Source organism: Pseudarthrobacter sp. J1738, assembly GCF_050490315.1.
Taxonomy (GTDB): domain Bacteria; phylum Actinomycetota; class Actinomycetes; order Actinomycetales; family Micrococcaceae; genus JBNPEO01.
Window position 1 is genome coordinate 1 of the sequence record NZ_JBNPEO010000001.1, and the last position, 19,064, is coordinate 19,064.

The window sequence follows — 19,064 nt, forward strand, 5'->3', positions numbered from 1 at the left end:
TTGATGGCGCGGAAGTCAGGAGCGACTCGGGCAGGGTTTGCTGTGTTGCTGAAGTTTTTTCAGCAACATGCCAGATTCCCGGGTAGCCCTTCTGACCTTCCACCGGGAGCTTTGAACTATATTGCGGCGCAGATTTCTGTTCCTCCCGTTGCGCTGGCTCCCTATTGGGGTGGGCGCTCGATCAAGTACCACCGGGCCGAGATCCGGTCCCATTTTGGTTTCCGTGAGTTCACGACCGCTGATGAGGCCCGGCTGGCTGGGTGGTTGGCGGAGAGGGTGTGCCCGTCTGAGGTTCGAGAGTCTGCGCTTGTGGAGGCTTCGCTGTCCCGGTGTCGTCAGGAGCGGATTGAGCCGCCGGGACGTGCGGGCAGGATTGTTGGTGCTGGCCGGGCGTTGTTTGAGCAGCGCCTGTGTGCTCATGTGGGCAAGGTTCTAGGCCCGGACGGTGCGGCTGGGCTGAAGGCCTTGGTCGCTGATGGTGCAGCCGGTTCCCTGTTGTCGGTGTTGAAGGCTGATCCGGGCCCGGCTGGTTTGGAGTCGTTGCTGGCGGAGGTGGAGAAGCTTTCAGCAGCCCAGGCTCTTGATTTACCGGCTGGCTTGTTTGCCGGGGTTTCGGAGAAGGTCGTGAGTGCCTGGCGGGCGCGGGCGGCACGGATGTATCCATCGGATTTCCAGGACGCGCCGGCGCCGGTGCGGTTGACGCTGTTGGCGGCGTTGTGTCATCAACGGACGGCAGAGATAGCTGACAGCCTGGTCGATTTGCTGCTCGTGCTGGTGTTGAAGATCAATACCGGCGCGGTGAGGAAGGTCGAGAAGGAACTGACCGAGGATCTGCAAAGGGTGCGCGGCAAGACGGCTTTGCTGTTCAAACTGGCCGAGAGGGCAGTCGCCTGCCCGGATGAGACGGTCCGGGAGGCCGTGTTCCCGGTGGTGAGTGAGAAAACCCTGCGGCAACTGGTCCAGGAGGCAAAAGCCAACGAGAGCGTGTTCCAGGGCAAGGTGAGGACCGTGTTGCGGGGTTCGTACTCGAATCATTACCGGCGGATGTTACCGGCGCTGCTGTCCGTGCTGCGGTTCCGGTGCCATAACACGGCGTTCCGGCCCATCATGGATGCCATCGCGTTGCTGGAACGGTATGCGGATGCTGGAAGTAAGAGCCAGTTCTTCGCGCCCGGAGAGGTAGTCCCGGTTGCGGGTGTGGTGCCCAGGTCCTGGGAGGGCGCTGTCCGGGACGAGAAGGGCAGGATCGAGCGGATCCCGTACGAGCTGTGCCTGCTCGTGTCCTTACGGGACGCTTTGCGCCGCCGCGAGGTTTTCGTTGACGGGGCGGGGAAATGGCGGGACCCGGAAGAGGACCTTCCCCAGGACTTCGACGCTTCCCGTGAGCTCCACTACGAGGCCCTGCAGAAACCGTTGGACCCGGCCAGGTTCATTCTTGATCTTCAGTCCAGAATGAGGAGGTCACTGGAGCACCTGGATAAGGGGCTGCCGGCCGATACCACCGGTGGAGTGAAGATCACCAGACGCCGTGGGGCGCCGTGGATAAAGGTCCCCAAGCTGGAAAAACTCGACGAGCCGGTGAATCTGGGCAAACTCAAGGCCGAGGTCCTGGCCCGGTGGGGCACCCTGGACTTGCTAGAAGTCCTCAAGGAAGCGGACTTCCTGACCGGGTTTACCGGGGAGTTTGTTTCCGTGGCCTCCCGTGAGGTCCTTGACCGTGAGACCCTGCGCAGGCGTTTGCTGTTGTGCCTGTTCGGGCTTGGGACGAACATGGGCATCAAAGCGGTCACTGATGCCGGCGGTCACGGAGAGACGGAGCGGGAGCTACGCCATGTGCGCCGGACGTTCATTACGAAGGATAATCTGCGCCAGGCGATCGTGAAGGTCGTCAACGCCACGTTCGAGGCCAGGAACCCTCACTGGTGGGGTGAAGGGAACGCCTGTGCGTCGGATTCGAAAAAGTTCGGCTCCTGGGAATCAAACCTGATGACCGAATGGCACAACCGCTACGGTGGTCCCGGCGTGATGATCTACTGGCACGTGGAAAAGAAATCGACCTGCATCTATTCCCAGCTGAAGAACTGTTCCTCCTCCGAGGTCGCGGCGATGATCGAAGGCGTTCTGCGCCACGACACCGACGCCGAGATCGAAGCAAACTACGTCGATACCCACGGGGCCTCGATCGTGGGGTTCGCGTTCACCGAACTCCTGGGGTTCAAGCTGTTGCCGAGGTTGAAGAACATCGGCTCGATCCGCCTCTACCGGGCCAGCAATGAAGAAGCCTACGCCGAGATCAATGACGTGTTGTCCAGGCCGATCAATTGGGAGATCATCGCCCAGCAATACGATCAGATGGTCAAATACGCCACGGCCCTCAAACTCGGCACGGCAGAGTCGGAGACGATCCTGCGCCGTTTCACCCGGGGCGGGCCCAAACACCCCACGTACCAGGCCCTGGAGGAACTGGGCCGGGCCGTGCGGACGATCTTCGCCGCCGACTACCTCGCCAGCGAAGACCTGCGACGCGAAATCAATTCCGGTTTGCAGGTAGTGGAGAACTGGAACAGCGGAAACGACGTCGTCTTCTACGGTAAAAACCGTGACCTCACGGGCCCTGACCGTGAAACGACCGAAGTGTCCATGCTCGCCCTGCACCTGCTCCAATCCTCCCTGGTCCTGGTCAACACCCTGCTGCTGCAAACCGTGCTCGAGGTCAAGGAGTTCACCGGACTGCTCGAACCGGAAGACCGCAGGGGCCTCACACCGTTGTTCTGGACCCATATCAACCCCTACGGACGCTTCACCCTCGACATGAACACCCACCTGAACCTGGGCCAGATCTCTGCCGAACCCGAACACCGTACCCCCGGTGACAACCGCTTGGCCCAGGCCGCTGCTCTGTGATGGAAAGGACCCCCTATGGCCACGAATGAGAGATCCACGCCAAGAACCAAAGGCAAGCTTCTGCGCGCCAGAGTCCACCTCGTCGGGAGTAAACCAAAGATCTGGCGGCTATTCGAAGTCGATTCCAGCCTTTACCTGGACGAATTCCACGACGTTCTGCAGGTGATCATTGGCTGGGAAAACTCCCACCTGCATTCCTTTACCGACCGCAACCCGAACACCCCGGGCCGCGGACGGACACAGGCCAGGTCTTGGGCGCCTGCCTACGTCAGGGCAGAAGACGAGGAGGGCTGGTACCTGCCTGAAGAGACCGTCCAGCTCGGGAAAGTCCTCAACGAAGGCTCAACCCCGCTGTTCTACGCATACGACTTCGGCGATAGCTGGCTCCACCGCATCGACTGGATCGAAACCGTCAGGAAAACCGGTGACGACGCCCATGCCCGGGTGATCCGCGGTAAACGACGCTGCCCCCTGGAGGACTCCGGTGGAATCGGCGGCTATGAAGACCTCATCGCCACTCTGGCCAACCCTGATGCCGTCGATGAATCAGACCGCGAGCACCTCCAGGGCCTGCACGAATGGGCCCAAGGAACCGCGCAACGATCCGGCGGAGAGGAAACTTTCGATCCCGCACACTTCGACCCGGTCAAAGTCAACGAAGAACTCGGCAGACTCTTCACACCCGAAGGAAACTGACCAAGTGCCGGCCACGGCACAGCCAGGCCTGGCACCAATGGCATTGTGCCGGCATGCCTTAGCGAGTTTTTGTCTCCGCGTGGACGGCGCAGGAAACGCCAAGGATTGACGTAGTTTCCAGGAACTGGCGAGCAGGATCCCCCATCTGTCAAGTACCGTTGCGCTCGGCTGTCCATGAGGTCAGCCGGTCTCATGTTCTGTATTGAAAGGACTCCCCTGTCATGGCAGGAATCATCCCCTGGCTGGGTGCGCTGGGCACCACAGGAAAAGCCGTTGTTGTAGCATCCGTCGTTGCCGCTGGTGGCACCGGTGCAGCAGTGGCCGCCACCGCCACCGTTGCGCCGACCGATGCGACGTCCACTGTGTCGCCGGCCGCCCCCGCCGCTGATCCGTCGGCTTCCTCCACGGCCACATCGTCGGTTGTTCCCGCATCGACGCCCACTCCGTCCAGCGCGCCCGTATCTTCGGCTGAGGTCCCGCCGGCGCCGGCGTCATCTTCAACCGCACCGGAGTTGGCACACGCACCGGACGTACCAGTGATTGCCGAACCGGCAGAGGCACCGGAGGCGCCGGAGCATGCCGAACCTTCGGAGGAGCCGTAACAGGCCCGGACGGGCTAAGTACCGGGCTTACAGAATCTGGGCTCACGAGCTGAGAAATACCGTGATTGTCCGGTCGGCTGATTTCTCTGCGGTTGTTTGCCTTTGACATGAGCGGCGGGGCCCTGGGGGCGAGAGCGAAACGGGGCCCTCCGAGGCCGGGCCGGCGAGGGTTCCTTGTGGCCTCTTCGCTGTCTGCACCTGGTGCGGCCGGCCGTGTTTGGGGTTAGTCCGGTGGCGGGGTTGTGCGGGCGGTGATTGTTTGATCGCTTCGGTGGCTGGGGCCGTGGTGGAGCTGGAAGGCGCTGGTGATCAGGGCGAAGTGGCTGAAGGCCTGTGGGGTGTTACCGAGTTGCCGGGCGTCTTGGACGTCCCATTCCTCGCTGAGCAGGCCCACGTCGTTGCGCAGGGTCAGGAGTCGTTCGAACAGTGTCGTTGCCTCGGTGCGTTTTCCGGCGCCAAGGAGTGCGTCGACGAGCCAGAAGGAGCAGGCAACGAAGACACCTTCTCCGCCGGGCAGCCCGTCGTCGCTGTGTTGGGGGCGGTACCGGAGCACGTACCCGTCCTGGGTCAGGCCGCGCTGGATGGCGTCGATGGTGCCGGTGACGCGGGGGTGGTCCGGAGGAAGGAATCCGACCCTGGGGATCAGCAGGAGACTGGCGTCGAGTTCGGTGCCGCCGTAGGACTGGACGAAGGAGTTCATTTCAGGGTTGAAGCCGTGCTCCATGACGTCGTTGTGGATGGCCTCGCGAAGGTCCTCCCACCGGTCTGCTGGTCCGGGGAGGTGGAACTGGCGGACTGCCTTGATCATCCGGTCTACTGCGACCCAGGCCATGACTTTGGAGTGGGTGAAGTGCCGCCTGGGTCCGCGCATTTCCCAGAGTCCGTTGTCGGGCTGTTGCCAGGCGTCCTCAAGGTGGTCCATTAGGGCGATTTGGATGTCCCAGGAGTCGTCCGCGTCGTGGAGGAGGGCGTTGCGGGTGAGGGAAAGCCCGTCGAGGACTTCACCCCAGACGTCGAGTTGGAGTTGGTCGGCGGCCGCGTTGCCGGTGCGGACCGGCGTGGAGTCCTCGTACCCTGCCAGCCAGGGTATCTCGGCTTCGGGGAGCCTGCGCCGCCCGTCGAGGGAATACATGATCTGCAGGTCTGCCGGGTCGCCTGCCACGGCGCGCAGCAGCCATTCCCGCCAGGCTTTGGCCTCGTCCGTGTAGCCGGCTGTGATGAGGGACTGCAGCGTCAGCGTCGCGTCCCGGAGCCAGCAGTACCGGTAGTCCCAGTTGCGGGGCCCCCCGGGCTGTTCGGGAAGTGATGTCGTCGCAGCCGCGACGATGCCCCCGGTCGGGGCGAAGGTGAGTGCTTTGAGGGTGATCAGGGACCGCTGGACAGCGTCCCGGTAGGGGCCGGCGGCCGCGCTGCGCGAAGACCAGTCCTCCCAGTACGCCAGGGTCCCGGTCAGGGCATTCTCGGCGTCGACGGTCCGCGGCCGCCGCAAGTGGCTGGGTGACCAGGTAAGGACGAACGGGACACGCTCACCTGCCTTGACCGTGAATTCGCTGACCGTGCGGAGGTGTTCTCCCTCCATGGGGGCGGACGAGGACAGGTGAACCGAGTCGGGCCCGGCGACCGCATGAATCCCGGTTGTGGTGCGCCGGACCCAGGGGACCACGTGCCCGTAGTCGAAACGTAAGGCCAGTTCGCCGCGCATCGCGACGGTGCCGCTGAGTCCCTCTACGATGCGGATGAGGTCGGCGACCCCGTCCCGGGGAGGCATGAAATCGGTTACTCTGACCCTTCCCGTGCCGGTGTCCCATTCGGTCTCCAGGACCAGGGTGTCGGGCCGGTACCGGCGGCGGGTGCAGGTGCCTCCGGCGGCAGGGGCCAGCAGCCAGCGTCCCGCGTCGGGGGTGTCCAGCAGCGCGGCGAAACAGGCCGGCGAGTCGAAGTGCGGCAGGCAGAGCCAGTCGATGGATCCGTCTGTTCCGATCAGGGCTGCCGTGTGCAGGTCCCCGACGATGGCGTAATCCTCTATGCGCGTCACCTCAGCCGGCCTTGACTTCGAGGACGACTTTCACGTCGGTATCCTGGCGCCGGAAGGCGTCCTGGAAGTCGGCCAGTGGTACCCGGCGGGTGATCAGCCGCTGAAGCCAGGCGCTGTCGGCCTGCTCCAATGCCCTGACAGCGGCTTCATAGTGGCTGCGGTTGGCGTTGACGCTGCCGAATACCGATTCGTTGCCCAGCACCAGGGCACGGTTGACCGCGCCGATGTCCACTGGCTCGGTCCTGCCGGTGGAGGAGACTCCGGTCAGGCAGGTGACCGAGTCGAGGGCTCTGCAGGTCATCGTCTCGAGCACTACGGAGGCGACGCCGGTGCATTCGACCAGGATATCGGCCTGAATCCCGGAATCAGTGAGGCTCTCCGGGTGGTAGGTCGCTCCGAGCTCCCGGACGAGTCCCGGTTTCGGCCCTGCCCGCACTTGGTCAAAGACGTGGACGTCGAGTCCGCGCTGCACGCCCAGCACTGCCGCGAGCAGGCCGACCGGCCCGGCCCCGGTGACAACGGCGGTCTTCGGGGCAAAAAAGGCCCGGGAGCCGATCGCGTCGATGTGCTGCCAGGCTTTGGCGACGATGGTTGTTGGTTCCAGCAGAACGCCGACGTCGGCCAGCGTGTTCGGAAGCCGGACGAGAGCATCAGGATCAGCCCGGAAGCGTTCTCGGGCGAACCCGTGCAGGCCTTTTATTCCGTGTTCGGTGTAGCGGCCGTTGCGGCACATATCCCACTGCCCCGCCGCGCACGCAGGACACGGCACAGGGTCCGGACGGCGAACGATGCAGACCACCAGATCCCGGGGGCTGAGCCCGGAACCTGCCGGAGCGTCGAGGACACGGCCGATGTTCTCGTGTCCCAGAATCAGAAACGGTGACCCGGCGGGTGCTTCTCCGTATTCGCCGGAGGTGATCTCGGCATCGGTGCCGCAGAGCCCGACGGCCAGGGTCTCCACCAGGACCTGACCGTCCGCCGCGTCGGGCTCGGGGACATCCCTGAGCACCAACGGCTCCTTCGTCCCCGGGACGACAGTCAAAGCCTTCACGTCTTTTCCTCCTGCATCTCCGGGCGGCATCCGTCGACGCTTCTATGTCTTGTCAAGCGGTAGGAGTCGGGCTTGGCAGTCTGCCAACCCGCATTTTTCTCCCCGTTGTTTAGGTTGCTGGCGAAGCTTGCGGAGCTGTGTCCGACGGAGACCTGTCTACCCTTGGGCAAGTGCCGGGATTAGACAGGAACATACTCCCGCGGGGCGAGCCTGTGAGACGTCTCGTATCCCATGGGATATGAGACGGAACAGACAGTTGCAGTTGACCCCCGTTCAGCGTGCATGCTCACCGTGCGGGGTAAACGTACATTGCCCTATTGGTGGGGAGCCGGACACCGAGGTTGGAATGTGCAGAGCGGTGAGCGACCGGCTAACGGGACGATTCGACGGCTCTATACGGGACACCCCTTTCGGGACGGTGAGCTTCGTAGTCCGGTAAATACGCCGGTCCTCTGCCGCGCCGGATCGACCGGACGTCAGTTCACCGGAGCCGGCGGCTGCAGTACGATCGCCATATGAAAACCCCGGGAGAGGACCGGTGTCCGACGGTGCGCATGTTTCCGGACTATGCCGACACCGTGCTTTGGTTTGACGACCCCGTTGACTATGACCTCGCCGGCCTGACGCAAGGACTGGTCCGCGACCTGAGGGTCTGGGAACAGTCCTATTACGAGTCACTGACCCCGGACCTCGACTGGAAATCCGCGGAGCTCGCACGCCGGTTCACGCTGGAAGGCAACCGTCTGGCCCGGCGCGTAGCGGATGAACTCGGCGACGGCTACGAAATCGAGTTCAACTCCTACGAGAAAAACGTGCCGACCCGCCGGTTCCGCGGAACGGGACCCGCCCTCAACGCCCGGGCGGCTGCCGCGTTCGATGCCTTGGCAGCCGCACTGCAGGCAAAACAGGACGAAATCTCCCGGGCCCGGACAGCAGCCCAGCGTGGAGAAAACACCGGATGGTTCGCCTACTCACCGCTTTCCGATACCGTCTTCAAGCCACCCCGGGCAGGGCGGGAATAGGCAGGCCGCAAACCCCGACGGACCGACCCGGCCCGGGGCTGGAAAATGTCCCGCGGGCGGCGTTCCTCGATTGGAACGCTCAGCGGTGATGGTAGTCAGATGGAGATGGATCAGGCTCTTCCGCTGGCGTTGCAGCGGACTGCGTGGACAGTCACGCCGACACTGACTACCGAGCTCAAGAACAGGGCCACGAATCCGGCCGCGGCGGCGACGTAGTAGCTTGCCGGATCGGGCGCTGTATCGATTACTGGCTCCATGTAGAACCAAAAAGTGGAACCCGCGCTCACACCCAGTAATGCGATCACGCCAGTCAGGACCCACGCGGATATAGCAAGAATGACCATCTTCATATCTCCCCCACTTTTGGACGGGCTGGAGCCCGTTGTGCCCTGATCCTAGCCGTGCGCATAAATCCGGCGGGATTTTTCCCGCCAAGCGATCGCTTCATCGGGAAACCCTTGAGCGAGGGCCCTGTTTGCGGGAGTTGGGGTCAGGATCGCCTGAGGTGGAAGGTCGCACCCTTTCTCTTCAGCTGCCAGATGGTTACGGTCCCGTCCGAGTGAAGGCCGGGGACGGTCTTCTTGACCTCGAGGACGTCGAGTCCTTCGGGGAACTCGCTGCGCGTTCGCAGCATGAACTCCACGCGGAACCTTTCATTCACGGCAACCCGAAGCACTCGCCGTCGTTTTGCAGTGAGCAGCGCTACTGCTGCCCACGTGATGTAAGGCAGGAGCACAAGCCAGGCTCCCGGACCGTCGTCATTCCATTGCCGGCCGAAGACTAGCCGGCAAACAATGAAGACCAGCGCGGCAACAATCACGGCTGCATTGCGGGTCCATTCAAGCCAACGGTAGGCGCGCATCTCTTCAAACGTGATGATCCATCTCTCGGCGCTGGATACTTCCGTCATGGGTGCCACGCCTTCCCTGCTGGAAACTCTTCACCTTCACAAGCATCGCGGTCAATGGATATCACCGTCTCGGCGACCGCTAGCCGATCCGTCACCGGGCGCTACGAGGTCACATCATGGTCCAGGCGTGGTGCCCATTAAAGGATCCCTCACCGGGCGTCACTCGAAACGGATTCCCTGGCCGCTTCAGGTTGGTGACTTCTTCTGTGCTGCGATGCCGGCACCGATCAGCCCGCCTGCAGATAGCAACAACAGCGCCGCTCCTGCCACCATGGCGATCTTGACAGGTACCGGGAATTCGATTGCCACCGCCACGCAGCAGATAACAACAGCAAGAGCGGCCACACACGCCGCAATAGCACCGAAGATCTTTTTATCCACAGAATTACCTTAGTGACGTAGGCCAGATATTTGCATGCCGACGCGGGGTGCCCGCAAGCTGATCCCTCACCGGACACTCTTCTCCGGGTTCCCCCTCGAGGCTCAGGGCGTCGAAAGTTCCAACGCAGCCGCTCCGACTAAGCTGCCGCCATGGAACATTCCCGGGTCGCCCTCCCCGAGCCGAGCTATCTCGCCCGTATCGGTGAGATCGCGTACACGATTTCCTCGATGGAGTGGACGATACTCGGTGATCTCCATCGACTCGTGGCCGATCTGCCTGACACTCTCTCGCTCGATCAACTAGAGCCGGAGATGACGTCAGGGATTGCAACCAAGATCAAGGCGGCGACCACCGATATGACTAGCGGACCAACGAAGGAGTACCTGGTTGCTGTGTACCGCTCGCTCTTCGCGGCCGCAGCAATTAGAAACGACGTCCTTCATGCCCGCCCAGCTACACACCCAGGCGACTCCCAACGCCTGATGCGCGCAGAGACAACGAATAGGCAGACCACCGGCGTGCGCTTCTGGATCGACGATGAGTGGTTCGACGAAGCCATCGTCAAGCTGAACGACCTGCTGACTGCGATCACTGACCGGCGGCCACCCCTCAGCTGACTCCAACAAGCATGCCGAACTGTTCTCACAGACCATTCCATTAGCCGATCGGCTACCGAGACGATCTACTGGAGATTCGACTCACCTGCAAGGTGTCGATTGCGGGCTTCTATCAACCTTCGGAGATAGCGGCCCAGCACAAGTTTCTCGGCCAAACGCCCTATAGGGCCGAATGGAGCCGCGAACTCAATGCGGTCCACCATCGTGGTTCCTGCCGAGTCCTGGCTGAACTCGTGAACATGACGGAACCGCTGGAACGGACCCCTGACCTGCTCGTCTACGAAGTAGTTGGGTTTCTGCATCTCAGTGATCCGGCTCGTCATCTGAAGCGGGACGCCGAAATGCCAAGCACGCCAGGTCACTTCTTCGTCTAAGGAGATGAGGCCGGACGTCACGCCATCTATCGCCTCTTCGTTTGACTGCCTCATGGAGTCCTTGTGGGCGTCGATGCTCCGGGCAAGGTCAAATAGCTCGGACACGGGCATCTTCGTCCGCGTTCTGCACTCAAAATAGACGGCCATCGTCAGAGTATTGCAGCCTTTCAGTCTCGACTTGAATTGCGACTTCCGGACGGAGCAAGCACACAAAGCGACCAAGGCAAGGGTGCCCGTTCAGGGATCGGCTTGCGGGACGGTTGGAAGGAGCGGCCGGGCCGCCCCTGATCCAGACCTCATTCGCGTCCGGTCGCGGCCCAGCGCTTCATCGCTTCGAGGAGATGATTTGGCGTGAGCATGAAGCGAGGTTCGAGTTCCTCCCAGCCTGGCTCCTTCACGCTCCGGTTATACGCTGCATGGTCGGCATCAATGGGGATGGACTCGTCGAGCCCACCCGATTCCTCGCCCATGAGAGCAAGGTGATAGATCCACGTGGAGCCGTCGGCTTCGACATTTCGGAACGTTGCCTCAAAGACCGCGCGCTCCGCCGAGAGTCCTTGCTGCAGTTCGTCCGGTCGCGAATTGAGCATGTTCATCCACTCCTCGAACGCGTGTTCCTTGCCGCTGACGATGCGTGAGCGGCTCAGTTCGAGTCGCATGCCGCGCGGTACTGATGGCGGCATCTGGTGCCCAGGAAAGTCGCGCGGCACCGGGGTGAAGGGCATCTCGAAGCCATTGTCGGGAGAGGTCATGAAGGTATTCTCGCGGCGTTGATCCCACGGAAGTACCTCCAAGGCAGGCGTGTTTCGCTCAGGGATCATTTACCGGGCACACAGAACGCGGAATGTGGAGATGACGCTGCTGCTACCGGATTAAGGAGAGCTGTCGTCGCAACGCCACACCGGTCCTGAATCACGCTGCCATAGCCAAAGGCGTTTGTGTTGCTGAGGCGTTGAGCGTGCGGTAGATATGGCGTGCGAGGTAGCGCTTGATGCAGCGGCGTATTTCCTTGTTGGTTCTCCCTTGGGCGCGTCGTTTTTCGGCGTACTCGCGGGTTTTGGTGTCATGGGTCATTTTGGTGACCGCGACCATGTGCAGGGCACTGTTCAGGGATCTGTCTCCGCCCCGGTTCAGTCGGTGCCTGACCGTGTTCCCGGACGATGCGGGTATGGGATTCACCCCGGCCAGGGATGCGAACGCCGCCTCGTTACGGACTCTTCCTTCGTGTGACCAGGCAGCGAGGCACTTCGCGGCGCTGATCGCTGCGAACCCTGTTTCCTCCAGCAAGGGTGCGGCCTCACTGACCTTGACCAACTCATCGAGCTGGTTCTCGTTGGCCGTGAGCTGCTCGTCGAGAAGCAGGATGTGTCTAGCCAGCCGCACGGCCTCGGTGCGGGCGATGGACAAGGAGAGTTCTTCCTCCCGGGACCGCCACTTTGAGACCTCAGTGATCTGGTTGCTGGTGAGCTTCTTGCGGGCGTCGATGCCCAGGTCATTGCCGCGCACTAGGGCGTTGAGCGCGTTGATCGACCGGGTGCGGTCCTTGCTCATGGATCCCCGCGCCGTCACCAGAATCCTCACGCCTTGGCGGATCCCGTCATGCAGGCGGGGGCGGCGCAGCTTGTCCACCGGTAGGGGCAGGGTCGAGATGGCGATCTGGTGGGCGTCCAGGGCATCGGTCTTGCCCACCCCTCGACGCTTCCTGGCATCCATGCGCGGTGCCTCTGCCACAGGGAAGCCGTGGCTGGCTACGGTGCCGGCCAGGATCGCCCCGTAGGATGCGGCACCTTCGATCACCCAGAGAGTATCGGCACTACCATCGGTGCGGCGGGCGACCCAGTCGATTGCCCGGTTGATCCCGGCACCAGTGGCAGGGAAATCCCGGGATTCTAGCAAGGCGCCGGTATTCGCGGCGAGGATCGCGTAGACGTGGTTGCGGGCGTGCGTGTCGACACCGACGACGAATGGATGGGTATGCGCGACGATAGACATGGCGGTCATTGGTACCTTTCCTCTTCACGGACACGGTCGTGGCCGTCGCTGGCCGACGCCAGTCCGGGTGAGGTCACCAAGGAACAGCACTGTGATGGGTCACGCCCCGCAAAAGGGGTGGACAATCTTCTGATCAAGCTACCGAGGTGGGCCGGACAGTGCCGGCCGGACCACCCAATGGACCGACAAATCTACTTAAAGACACCATGCGGGTCAGTTGTGCGGTGAGTCGCATCCACGGGCGGAACGGCCTGCACCCATCCTGCCAGCCAGTCCCGGACCAGCCACTGTCAAGACTCACACCGGTTATTTGTCTACCACGTCCACCTCCGAATCCCGCTGAAAACCGGAGAACTTCTTAGGGCCCGCGCAGCCATGGTCCTCCCGGAAGGTCTCACAGACCGTACACAGGTTCATCTCAGGTACCTCTTATCGGGCTCGTGGGAAACTTGGTGGTAACGGAAGGACATGCGATGACGGCGGTTGTGAATTCACGGGCTCGGGCTCTCGGCGCGGTACGGCGCTGGACGGTGACCGCGATGGTACTGGCGGGGATCGCGACCGCCGGCGCCGGCGCCGGGCTGGCCACGGTGCAGCACACCGCCGCCACCGGCCAGGCAGCAGCGGCGGCGGTGCAGCAGGCGCCGGCCGCGCCCGCCGCGGCAGGGACGTTCGGGAAAGTTACGCCCGCACAAAACGCCCCGGCCGCTGCAGTGCCGCAGACCGCGACCCGGGCCTCCTGACCTTGGCAGCTGTCCCGGCCGCCCGGTTCGATGCGATCGGCACCACCGTTAGCGTGCACGCGACCGACCCGGGCGCCCTGGATCAGGCTGTGCGCACGGCCAGGGAATGGCTGGCGCCTCTGGACCTTGCTGCCTCGCGGTTCCGGGCAGATTCAGAACTTACGACCATTAACGCCCGGTCGGCCCGGGGTCCGGTGGCGGTGGCAGTCAGTGCCTTGCTCGGGGATGTTTTGGAGGCTTCCTTCCGCACGGCGGCCCTGACCGGCGGCCTGGTGGACCCGACAGTCGGCGCGGCCCTGCTGCGGGCCGGTTACGATGACGATATGGTACTGGTCAGAGACAGGGCGGGCTGGACGGTGCCCGGTGATCCGGAACCGGCGCCGGGGTGGCTGCAGATCAGCTACACACCCGACGTCCGGTTGCTGGTCATGCCGGCCGGCACGGTGCTGGACTTTGGCTCCAGCGCCAAAGCCTACGCCGCTGACCGGATCGCGGCCCTGCTGGGTGAGACCCTGCCGGGCGGTTTCCTGGTCGACCTGGGCGGAGACATCGCCGTTGCCGGCACCCCTCCAGAGACAGGCTGGCAGGTAGGGATCGAGCACGACCGCGGCCGCACCGATCAGGTCATCACCATCAGGGACCAGGCCATAGCAACGTCTTCAACGAGGCACCGGGCGTGGTCCAGCGGGTCCGGGACCGCCCACCACATCATCGACCCGCGCACCGGCGCCCCGGCACAGCGCATCTGGGCCGAAGTGACCTGCCTGGGTGCGACCGCTCTGGAAGCCAATGCCGCCTCGACCGCCGCCATCGTCCTGGGTGCTCAGGCACCGTCCTGGCTGGGGGCCCGTGGCATCGATGCCAGCCTGCACGCCACGGACGGTTCGACCGTGAGGACCGGGAACTGGCCTGCCCCCCACGAACCTGCCGGGGCACTGTGAGTCCGGCGGTCAGCGAGGTTTTCTGGTTCGTTTCCCGGGCGAGCGGGGTCACGGCTTCGGTGCTGCTGACGGTGACGTTCATTCTCGGTGTTGTGACTTCCGGGCGGCGCCGGCCGGCAGGGATCGGGACCACTGTCGTGACAGGGCTCCACCGCAACCTGGCCCTGGGGATGATGGTTTTTGTGGTAGTCCATATTGTTACTGCCGTGCTGGAAGGCTACGTCGACATCGGCTGGGTGTCGGTAGTGGTGCCGTTCACTTCCGGCTACGAACGGGCCTGGATCGGGCTGGGCGCTGTCGCGTTCGATCTGCTGGTGGCCGTGACGTTGACCTCGATGCTGCGTCACCGTATTCCCGAGCGGTGGTGGGGCCGGGTCCACGCGCTGAGCTACGTGCTGTGGCCGGCAGCGATAGTCCATGGCATCACGATGGGCACCGGGAGCGCCTGGATCCTCCGGGCCGTGGGGGTGGCCTGCCTGGCCGCAGGCGCCGCCGCGATCGCCTACCGGCTCACCGGCCGGCAACCCGATGAGACCCGCCGCAACGAAATCGGACAACAGCCATGGCGCTGAACCTGCTGCCGGCCCTGCACGAGGCCGGCCTGACGGGCCGGAGCGGTTCGGCGTTCAGCACTGCCGTGAAACTCGGTGCGGCGCTTCAGAATCGGGCCGAGCTGATAGTTAACGCCTGCGACGGGGAAATCGGTGCCGCGAAGGACGCCTACGTCATCCGGCACCACCTCGCCGAGGTCCGGGACGGGGCAGCATTGACGGGCCTGAAGCGGGTAACGTATGCCGCCCACGCCGGATCAGAAACCGAAGGACGCCTGCGGGCAGCGGGCGTGGCGGTGTTGCCGGTACCTGCCCGGTATGTCGCCTCCGAGGCCAGCGCCCTCGTTTCCCTGCATCACGGCGGCCTTGCCCGCCCGATGACCAAACGCGCCCGCCTGGTCCAGGGCGGCCGCACCCCGGAGGGGAAGAAAACCCGGCCGGTACTGGTCCTGAACGCCGAAACACTTCTGCGGGTCGCCCAGATCGAGGCCTTCGGGCCGGCCTGGTTCCGGTCTTTCGGCACACCGGAGGACCCCGGCCCGCGGCTGGTCGCTCTCAACGGCGCCGTCCAGGCGCCAGGTGTCTACGAAACCGAAACCGGACCATCCCTAAGCCAAATACTCTCCCTGGCCGGTGGACCGCTGCCCGGCGCCCGGGCCCTGAACATCGGCGGACTCGGCGGCACCTGGATTGCAGCGTCCCGGATACCGGCCCTGCACTACACCACCGCGTCGATGGCCACCGCGGGCGCCGCTCCCGGGCCCGGGGTGATGCACCTGCTGGGCCCCTCACATTGCCCGGTCGCCACGGTCGCGGACATGCTCAACTACGCCGCCGGGGAATCAGCCGGCCAATGCGGGCCCTGCATGTTCGGGCTCCCCGCGGCAGCGGCCGGGTTCGCTGAACTCGCCGCCGGTACCGGAGGTCCCGGAGCGCACGCCGCGCTGCGGCAACGACTGGGACTGCTTACCGGCCGCGGGGCCTGCCACTTCCCCGACGGTGTTGCAGCGTTCACCGCCTCCGCACTGGAGGTCTTCAGCACCCACCTCCAAGCGCACGCGGCAGGCTATTGCCCCGGACAGGAAGAAAGAGATCAGTCGTGAGCTTTTCTGCCCGCCCGCCCCGGACCGATTCGGCCGTCCCGGTCCTGGCCGTCGACCGGACCGCCTGCACCGGGCACGGAGTCTGCGCCACCTTGCTGCCTGAACACATCACCCTCGACGAATGGGGCTACCCCATCCTGGACGGACCCATCCCCAAAACGACCGACGCTGAGCTGACCGTCCGGTACTGCCCGGCCCGGGCACTCTACTGGCGAAACCAAAACGACTGAGTCGGAGCCCGCTGACCCTTGCCCGCACGAGGACTTCCACTGCCCGCCCGGTGGTCCTCTGGCAGGTGCTGGAGGGGTAGGACCCAGGACACCGCATCTGCCCCCCGACCCGACGGTGTTTGTCCCGGGCACGCTTCCGCATTCTCTGACCGACGGTGCGCTCAGACGGGCGTCAACTGCCCGCTTCCGGGGCCGCTTTCGCGGCGCGGCGCCTGCGCAGGTGCCAGAACAGTAACGCTGCAAGGACAACAGCGACGGTGAGGAGGGCGGCTCCGTGTCCGGCTGTCCGGGCGATGCTCTGATATGAGTTCCCTGCCAGGAACCCCAGCAGGGCACAGCCGGTACCCCACACCAGAGCGCCCGCGGCGTTGAAGGCCAAAAACCGCAGGTAGGGCATATGCGCCATGCCGGCCAGGGCAGGCATGACAGCGCGGAAGAATGCTGTGAAGCGTCCCACGAAGACAGCCGCGCCGCCCCGGCGGCGCAACAGGTCCTGGGCTTTAGCCACCTGCTGCCCTTTCCTCGCAACAAGGCGCAGGCGCATGATCCGCGGCCCGAAGAACCGTCCTACCTCGTACCCCACCGTGTCGCCGGTGATCGCCGCCGTCACGACCAGAACGATCACCACCCACAAGGGAAGCCGTCCGTGGCTGGCCAGGACGCCGCCCAGAATGGCCGCCGTCTCACCCGGGATCACAAATCCGAGGAAAAACGCGTCTTCAGCGAATACCAGGGCAAAGACCAGCAGCGCGGCCAGCACCGGGCTGATATTCAGGATACTGTCCACAATCTGGCCCACAACACTGCCTTTCCTCCTGGCGCCCACCCCCCACGCACCTGCGGTTCCGGCGATCTTTCCGCGCCGACCTCAGGGGTATCCCGGCCCGAGGCCCCGATCCGAGGTGTCCCAGGGGAGCCGGCAGGCTCTGCAGCGGCCTACGCACCTGCGCTGTCCATGCCCACCGAGGCGGTCTGGACCGGTGCACGGCCGCGTGGGTACAGTGTACGGTAGAGGATCCGGCCCAGGCACGGGAGTGACCAGATGCAGCACGTCAGCAAACGCGCGAACACCCTCGCCCTGGCGGTGCTCCTCGGTCTGGCCCTTCCCGGGACGGCAGGGTGCTCCTTTACCAACCCCCAGGAGACCACCCGGATCACGCCGGCCACCAACGGCATCAACACCGTGATCGGCCCGGTGAAGCTGGGCAACCTGTTGATTCTCGCCCTGGACGCCAACGGACCGGGCAGGGTCATCGGCACGGTGAGGAACACCACCGACCACGACATCGTCCTCACCCTGGCCCTGGCATCAGGAGAGACAACGACCATACCGGTCCCGGCCCAAGACCGCAGACAGCTCACCCTCGACACGGCCCCGGTCACGTTCGCCCGCACCGGCGCGGCCCCCGGCGCGACGCTCCAGCTCAAAATCAGCGCAGACACGACGACACAGACCATCCCGGTACCCGTCCTCGACGCGACCTTCACCGAATACGCACCCTACTTCCCGATCCGGCCGGAGCCGCCCCACACCCCCGGCACCACGCCGCCGGCCACTTCCCCAACCCCGGCGCCCACTCCTACTCCCTAACGACAAGTACCACTGCAGGCCTCAGCATGCCGTCTCATTCACGCGCCGGCGGGGCCCGGCTGGCTGACCTCCGCAGGACCCGGGTGAGCACCCGAGGGACGCAGGACCGTTTCCGGGTCCGGCGCTGCCCCCGCCAGGTTCCCTGCCGGTTCACTGCGGACTCTCAGCAACCATTCAGCGCAGCTCCGGATAATAGATGGCAGGCGTCGTTGAGACGCCCGCCCCGGACGGGCCCCCCATCCGGACGGGGCACCGACTTAGTAGGACGGATACCGGCAATGTCTGCGACCCGAACCCCCCGCTCAGCTGTCCTGTTCAGCACTCTGGCCGGAATCGCTTTGGTTGCCGGGACCGCGGTCGCCGGGATTGGGCCCGCGGTCGCAGCCCCTGCGCCGGGGCCGGCATCGTCCACCGCGTCCGCCCCCGCGCCGGCCGTGCACCAGGTGCCGGCAGGCGCGGACGGCCAGCAGCATGACGCAGGGGAAGCCAGCGGCGACTGACCGTCCCCGGGTGTTGGGTAGAATACCGTGCAGGGAACGACCCCGTGAGGGGCGGTGAAAGGGGACCGGTGAGGACAGCGCGAAAGCACCCCTCATTCCCGGCCCTTAACCCGGTTTCCCCGCCCGTCGTTGCTTTCCTGGTTCTCGCAGGCCTGGTACTCGGGATTCTGGGCATGCACGCCCCTGGAACCGGCCACGGCAGCCCACCCCCGCACAGCACAGCACCGCACAGCGGCATCTCACAGGTGTCCGGCGGCCATTTCACTGCCGCGGGGGCGCGTCCGGCGGGCCGGGCGGCAACCGCCGGGCCGGCCGTGGCCGCAGTTCCGTTACCCGGCGGGAACCAATCTTCCGGTTGCCCGGCGCCGTGCACGATGACAGTACATGAATGGTCATGTGGCCCGCAAGCCAGCGCTGCAGTCCCTCAGCCTGTACTGCCCGCCCTCGCTCCGGATGCCGGCAGGGCGGCCCTTGTGGGCGCTCCTGCTCTTCCCTGTCTGAAGCCGGCAGCCCGCGGACGGGCCGCACCGTCCCTGACAGAACTCTCTATCAGCCGCACGTAAACCGGTCCCGGTCCGCCCCCACAGCCCCCGCGTACGCCGCTAGCGACTGCCTTCATCGTTGCAGGGCCCTGGCCGTGTTCGTCCCGGCTGCCTCCGCACCCCTGGGACAGAGACGACCAAAAGCTGCCCGGTCCATCCCGGGTGCGTGCGGCTCCGCCCGGCCTTCTCCTGGCCTCCGCCGGGCGCTGCTGCGGGCGTGCCCCGGGCCCGGGCCGGCGGTGCCTGTTTGCCGGTTGGCCGCAGCGGCTCCTCCCGCC

The 19,064-nt window shown here is 64.7% G+C and carries 21 protein-coding genes; 12 read left to right on the forward strand and 9 right to left on the reverse strand.

The features are described 5' to 3' along the window. Positions 1-3: 3 nt before the first annotated feature. The 3 genes from ACQR35_RS00005 (at position 4) to ACQR35_RS00015 (ending at position 4,202) form a co-directional block, all read left to right on the forward strand. Positions 4-2,904, forward strand: coding sequence for a Tn3 family transposase (locus ACQR35_RS00005; protein ID WP_430269234.1), 2,901 nt, complete (start codon positions 4-6; stop codon positions 2,902-2,904). A gap of 15 nt (positions 2,905-2,919) precedes the next feature. Beyond that, on the forward strand, positions 2,920-3,600 hold the full coding sequence (locus ACQR35_RS00010) for a plasmid pRiA4b ORF-3 family protein (RefSeq protein WP_236803071.1): 681 nt from the start codon (positions 2,920-2,922) through the stop codon (positions 3,598-3,600). A gap of 221 nt (positions 3,601-3,821) precedes the next feature. Beyond that, positions 3,822-4,202, forward strand: a complete 381-nt coding sequence (locus tag ACQR35_RS00015) for a hypothetical protein (protein ID WP_430268880.1) — start codon at positions 3,822-3,824, stop codon at positions 4,200-4,202. A gap of 223 nt (positions 4,203-4,425) precedes the next feature. Here ACQR35_RS00015 and ACQR35_RS00020 read toward each other — a convergent pair whose 3' ends face one another. Then, entirely contained in the window at positions 4,426-6,237 is a 1,812-nt protein-coding gene (locus ACQR35_RS00020) for a glycoside hydrolase family 15 protein (protein ID WP_236803069.1), read from the reverse strand. Between the two features lies 1 nt (position 6,238). Further along, on the reverse strand, positions 6,239-7,246 hold the full coding sequence (locus ACQR35_RS00025) for a glucose 1-dehydrogenase (RefSeq protein ID WP_430268881.1): 1,008 nt from the start codon (positions 7,244-7,246) through the stop codon (positions 6,239-6,241). Positions 7,247-7,803: 557 nt separating this feature from the next. On the opposite strand from ACQR35_RS00025, the gene ACQR35_RS00030 reads away from it, so the two are divergent. Then, positions 7,804-8,310 carry a hypothetical protein gene (locus tag ACQR35_RS00030; RefSeq protein ID WP_430268876.1) on the forward strand — a complete coding sequence of 169 codons (507 nt, stop codon included), beginning with the start codon at positions 7,804-7,806 and terminating at the stop codon, positions 8,308-8,310. 110 nt (positions 8,311-8,420) lie between these two features. On the opposite strand, the gene ACQR35_RS00035 is transcribed toward ACQR35_RS00030, so the two are convergent. The 3 genes from ACQR35_RS00035 to ACQR35_RS00045 all read right to left on the reverse strand — a co-directional run bounded on the left by ACQR35_RS00035 (position 8,421) and on the right by ACQR35_RS00045 (position 9,601). Beyond that, positions 8,421-8,660, reverse strand: coding sequence for a hypothetical protein (locus ACQR35_RS00035; protein ID WP_430268882.1), 240 nt, complete (start codon positions 8,658-8,660; stop codon positions 8,421-8,423). A 140-nt stretch (positions 8,661-8,800) separates the two neighbouring features. Continuing rightward, entirely contained in the window at positions 8,801-9,220 is a 420-nt protein-coding gene (locus tag ACQR35_RS00040) for a hypothetical protein (protein ID WP_430268874.1), read from the reverse strand. A gap of 186 nt (positions 9,221-9,406) precedes the next feature. Continuing rightward, positions 9,407-9,601: a hypothetical protein gene (locus ACQR35_RS00045; RefSeq protein WP_430268873.1), complete on the reverse strand. Its 195-nt coding sequence runs from the start codon at positions 9,599-9,601 to the stop codon at positions 9,407-9,409. Between the two features lie 150 nt (positions 9,602-9,751). On the opposite strand from ACQR35_RS00045, the gene ACQR35_RS00050 reads away from it, so the two are divergent. Continuing rightward, the gene (locus ACQR35_RS00050; protein WP_430268872.1) at positions 9,752-10,219 is read left to right on the forward strand and encodes a hypothetical protein; all 468 of its coding nucleotides are present in this window, start codon (positions 9,752-9,754) and stop codon (positions 10,217-10,219) included. A gap of 65 nt (positions 10,220-10,284) precedes the next feature. On the opposite strand, the gene ACQR35_RS00055 is transcribed toward ACQR35_RS00050, so the two are convergent. The 3 genes from ACQR35_RS00055 to ACQR35_RS00065 all read right to left on the reverse strand — a co-directional run bounded on the left by ACQR35_RS00055 (position 10,285) and on the right by ACQR35_RS00065 (position 12,594). Then, positions 10,285-10,704 carry an SRPBCC family protein gene (locus ACQR35_RS00055; RefSeq protein ID WP_430268879.1) on the reverse strand — a complete coding sequence of 140 codons (420 nt, stop codon included), beginning with the start codon at positions 10,702-10,704 and terminating at the stop codon, positions 10,285-10,287. A gap of 185 nt (positions 10,705-10,889) precedes the next feature. After that, positions 10,890-11,345 (reverse strand): DUF6176 family protein, encoded by a 456-nt coding sequence (locus tag ACQR35_RS00060; RefSeq protein WP_430268871.1) that lies wholly within the window; start codon positions 11,343-11,345, stop codon positions 10,890-10,892. 160 nt (positions 11,346-11,505) lie between these two features. Then, the gene (locus ACQR35_RS00065) at positions 11,506-12,594 is read right to left on the reverse strand and encodes an IS110 family transposase (protein ID WP_430268870.1); all 1,089 of its coding nucleotides are present in this window, start codon (positions 12,592-12,594) and stop codon (positions 11,506-11,508) included. Between the two features lie 464 nt (positions 12,595-13,058). On the opposite strand from ACQR35_RS00065, the gene ACQR35_RS00070 reads away from it, so the two are divergent. From ACQR35_RS00070 to ACQR35_RS00090, 5 genes are read left to right on the forward strand one after another with little or no spacing between them, the layout of a single operon-like run. Next, positions 13,059-13,328: a hypothetical protein gene (locus ACQR35_RS00070; RefSeq protein WP_236803067.1), complete on the forward strand. Its 270-nt coding sequence runs from the start codon at positions 13,059-13,061 to the stop codon at positions 13,326-13,328. Positions 13,329-13,330: 2 nt separating this feature from the next. Then, complete coding sequence (locus ACQR35_RS00075) at positions 13,331-14,269, forward strand: FAD:protein FMN transferase (protein WP_430268883.1); 939 nt, start codon at positions 13,331-13,333, stop codon at positions 14,267-14,269. Beyond that, positions 14,266-14,841 carry a ferric reductase-like transmembrane domain-containing protein gene (locus ACQR35_RS00080; protein WP_236803065.1) on the forward strand — a complete coding sequence of 192 codons (576 nt, stop codon included), beginning with the start codon at positions 14,266-14,268 and terminating at the stop codon, positions 14,839-14,841. The genes ACQR35_RS00075 and ACQR35_RS00080 overlap by 4 nt, the downstream gene beginning before the upstream one ends. Next, a complete protein-coding gene (locus ACQR35_RS00085) occupies positions 14,832-15,923 on the forward strand; it encodes an NADH-ubiquinone oxidoreductase-F iron-sulfur binding region domain-containing protein (protein WP_236803064.1) in 1,092 nt (363 codons plus the stop codon). The genes ACQR35_RS00080 and ACQR35_RS00085 overlap by 10 nt, the downstream gene beginning before the upstream one ends. Next, positions 15,920-16,153 (forward strand): ferredoxin, encoded by a 234-nt coding sequence (locus ACQR35_RS00090; RefSeq protein WP_236803063.1) that lies wholly within the window; start codon positions 15,920-15,922, stop codon positions 16,151-16,153. Before ACQR35_RS00085 ends, ACQR35_RS00090 begins: the two co-directional genes overlap by 4 nt. 172 nt (positions 16,154-16,325) lie before the next feature. On the opposite strand, the gene ACQR35_RS00095 is transcribed toward ACQR35_RS00090, so the two are convergent. Beyond that, complete coding sequence (locus ACQR35_RS00095; protein ID WP_236803062.1) at positions 16,326-16,952, reverse strand: DedA family protein; 627 nt, start codon at positions 16,950-16,952, stop codon at positions 16,326-16,328. A 243-nt stretch (positions 16,953-17,195) separates the two neighbouring features. Here ACQR35_RS00095 and ACQR35_RS00100 point away from each other — a divergent pair, with 243 nt between their 5' ends. Beyond that, positions 17,196-17,744 (forward strand): hypothetical protein, encoded by a 549-nt coding sequence (locus ACQR35_RS00100; RefSeq protein WP_236803061.1) that lies wholly within the window; start codon positions 17,196-17,198, stop codon positions 17,742-17,744. 278 nt (positions 17,745-18,022) lie between these two features. Beyond that, a complete protein-coding gene (locus ACQR35_RS00105; protein ID WP_236803060.1) occupies positions 18,023-18,244 on the forward strand; it encodes a hypothetical protein in 222 nt (73 codons plus the stop codon). Positions 18,245-19,064 lie beyond the last annotated feature (820 nt).

Excerpts from the sequence above, each read along its gene's own strand:
- ACQR35_RS00050 (WP_430268872.1), top strand. The coding sequence starts at position 9,752 with ATGGAACATTCCCGGGTCGCCCTCCCCGAGCCGAGCTATCTCGCCCGT.
- ACQR35_RS00015 (WP_430268880.1), top strand. The coding sequence starts at position 3,822 with ATGGCAGGAATCATCCCCTGGCTGGGTGCGCTGGGCACCACAGGAAAA.
- ACQR35_RS00065 (WP_430268870.1), bottom strand. The coding sequence starts at position 12,594 with ATGACCGCCATGTCTATCGTCGCGCATACCCATCCATTCGTCGTCGGT.
- ACQR35_RS00030 (WP_430268876.1), top strand. The coding sequence starts at position 7,804 with ATGAAAACCCCGGGAGAGGACCGGTGTCCGACGGTGCGCATGTTTCCG.
- ACQR35_RS00005 (WP_430269234.1), top strand. The coding sequence starts at position 4 with ATGGCGCGGAAGTCAGGAGCGACTCGGGCAGGGTTTGCTGTGTTGCTG.
- ACQR35_RS00040 (WP_430268874.1), bottom strand. The coding sequence starts at position 9,220 with ATGACGGAAGTATCCAGCGCCGAGAGATGGATCATCACGTTTGAAGAG.
- ACQR35_RS00060 (WP_430268871.1), bottom strand. The coding sequence starts at position 11,345 with ATGACCTCTCCCGACAATGGCTTCGAGATGCCCTTCACCCCGGTGCCG.
- ACQR35_RS00055 (WP_430268879.1), bottom strand. The coding sequence starts at position 10,704 with ATGCCCGTGTCCGAGCTATTTGACCTTGCCCGGAGCATCGACGCCCAC.
- ACQR35_RS00085 (WP_236803064.1), top strand. The coding sequence starts at position 14,832 with ATGGCGCTGAACCTGCTGCCGGCCCTGCACGAGGCCGGCCTGACGGGC.
- ACQR35_RS00105 (WP_236803060.1), top strand. The coding sequence starts at position 18,023 with ATGTCTGCGACCCGAACCCCCCGCTCAGCTGTCCTGTTCAGCACTCTG.
- ACQR35_RS00070 (WP_236803067.1), top strand. The coding sequence starts at position 13,059 with ATGACGGCGGTTGTGAATTCACGGGCTCGGGCTCTCGGCGCGGTACGG.
- ACQR35_RS00100 (WP_236803061.1), top strand. The coding sequence starts at position 17,196 with ATGCAGCACGTCAGCAAACGCGCGAACACCCTCGCCCTGGCGGTGCTC.
- ACQR35_RS00035 (WP_430268882.1), bottom strand. The coding sequence starts at position 8,660 with ATGAAGATGGTCATTCTTGCTATATCCGCGTGGGTCCTGACTGGCGTG.
- ACQR35_RS00010 (WP_236803071.1), top strand. The coding sequence starts at position 2,920 with ATGGCCACGAATGAGAGATCCACGCCAAGAACCAAAGGCAAGCTTCTG.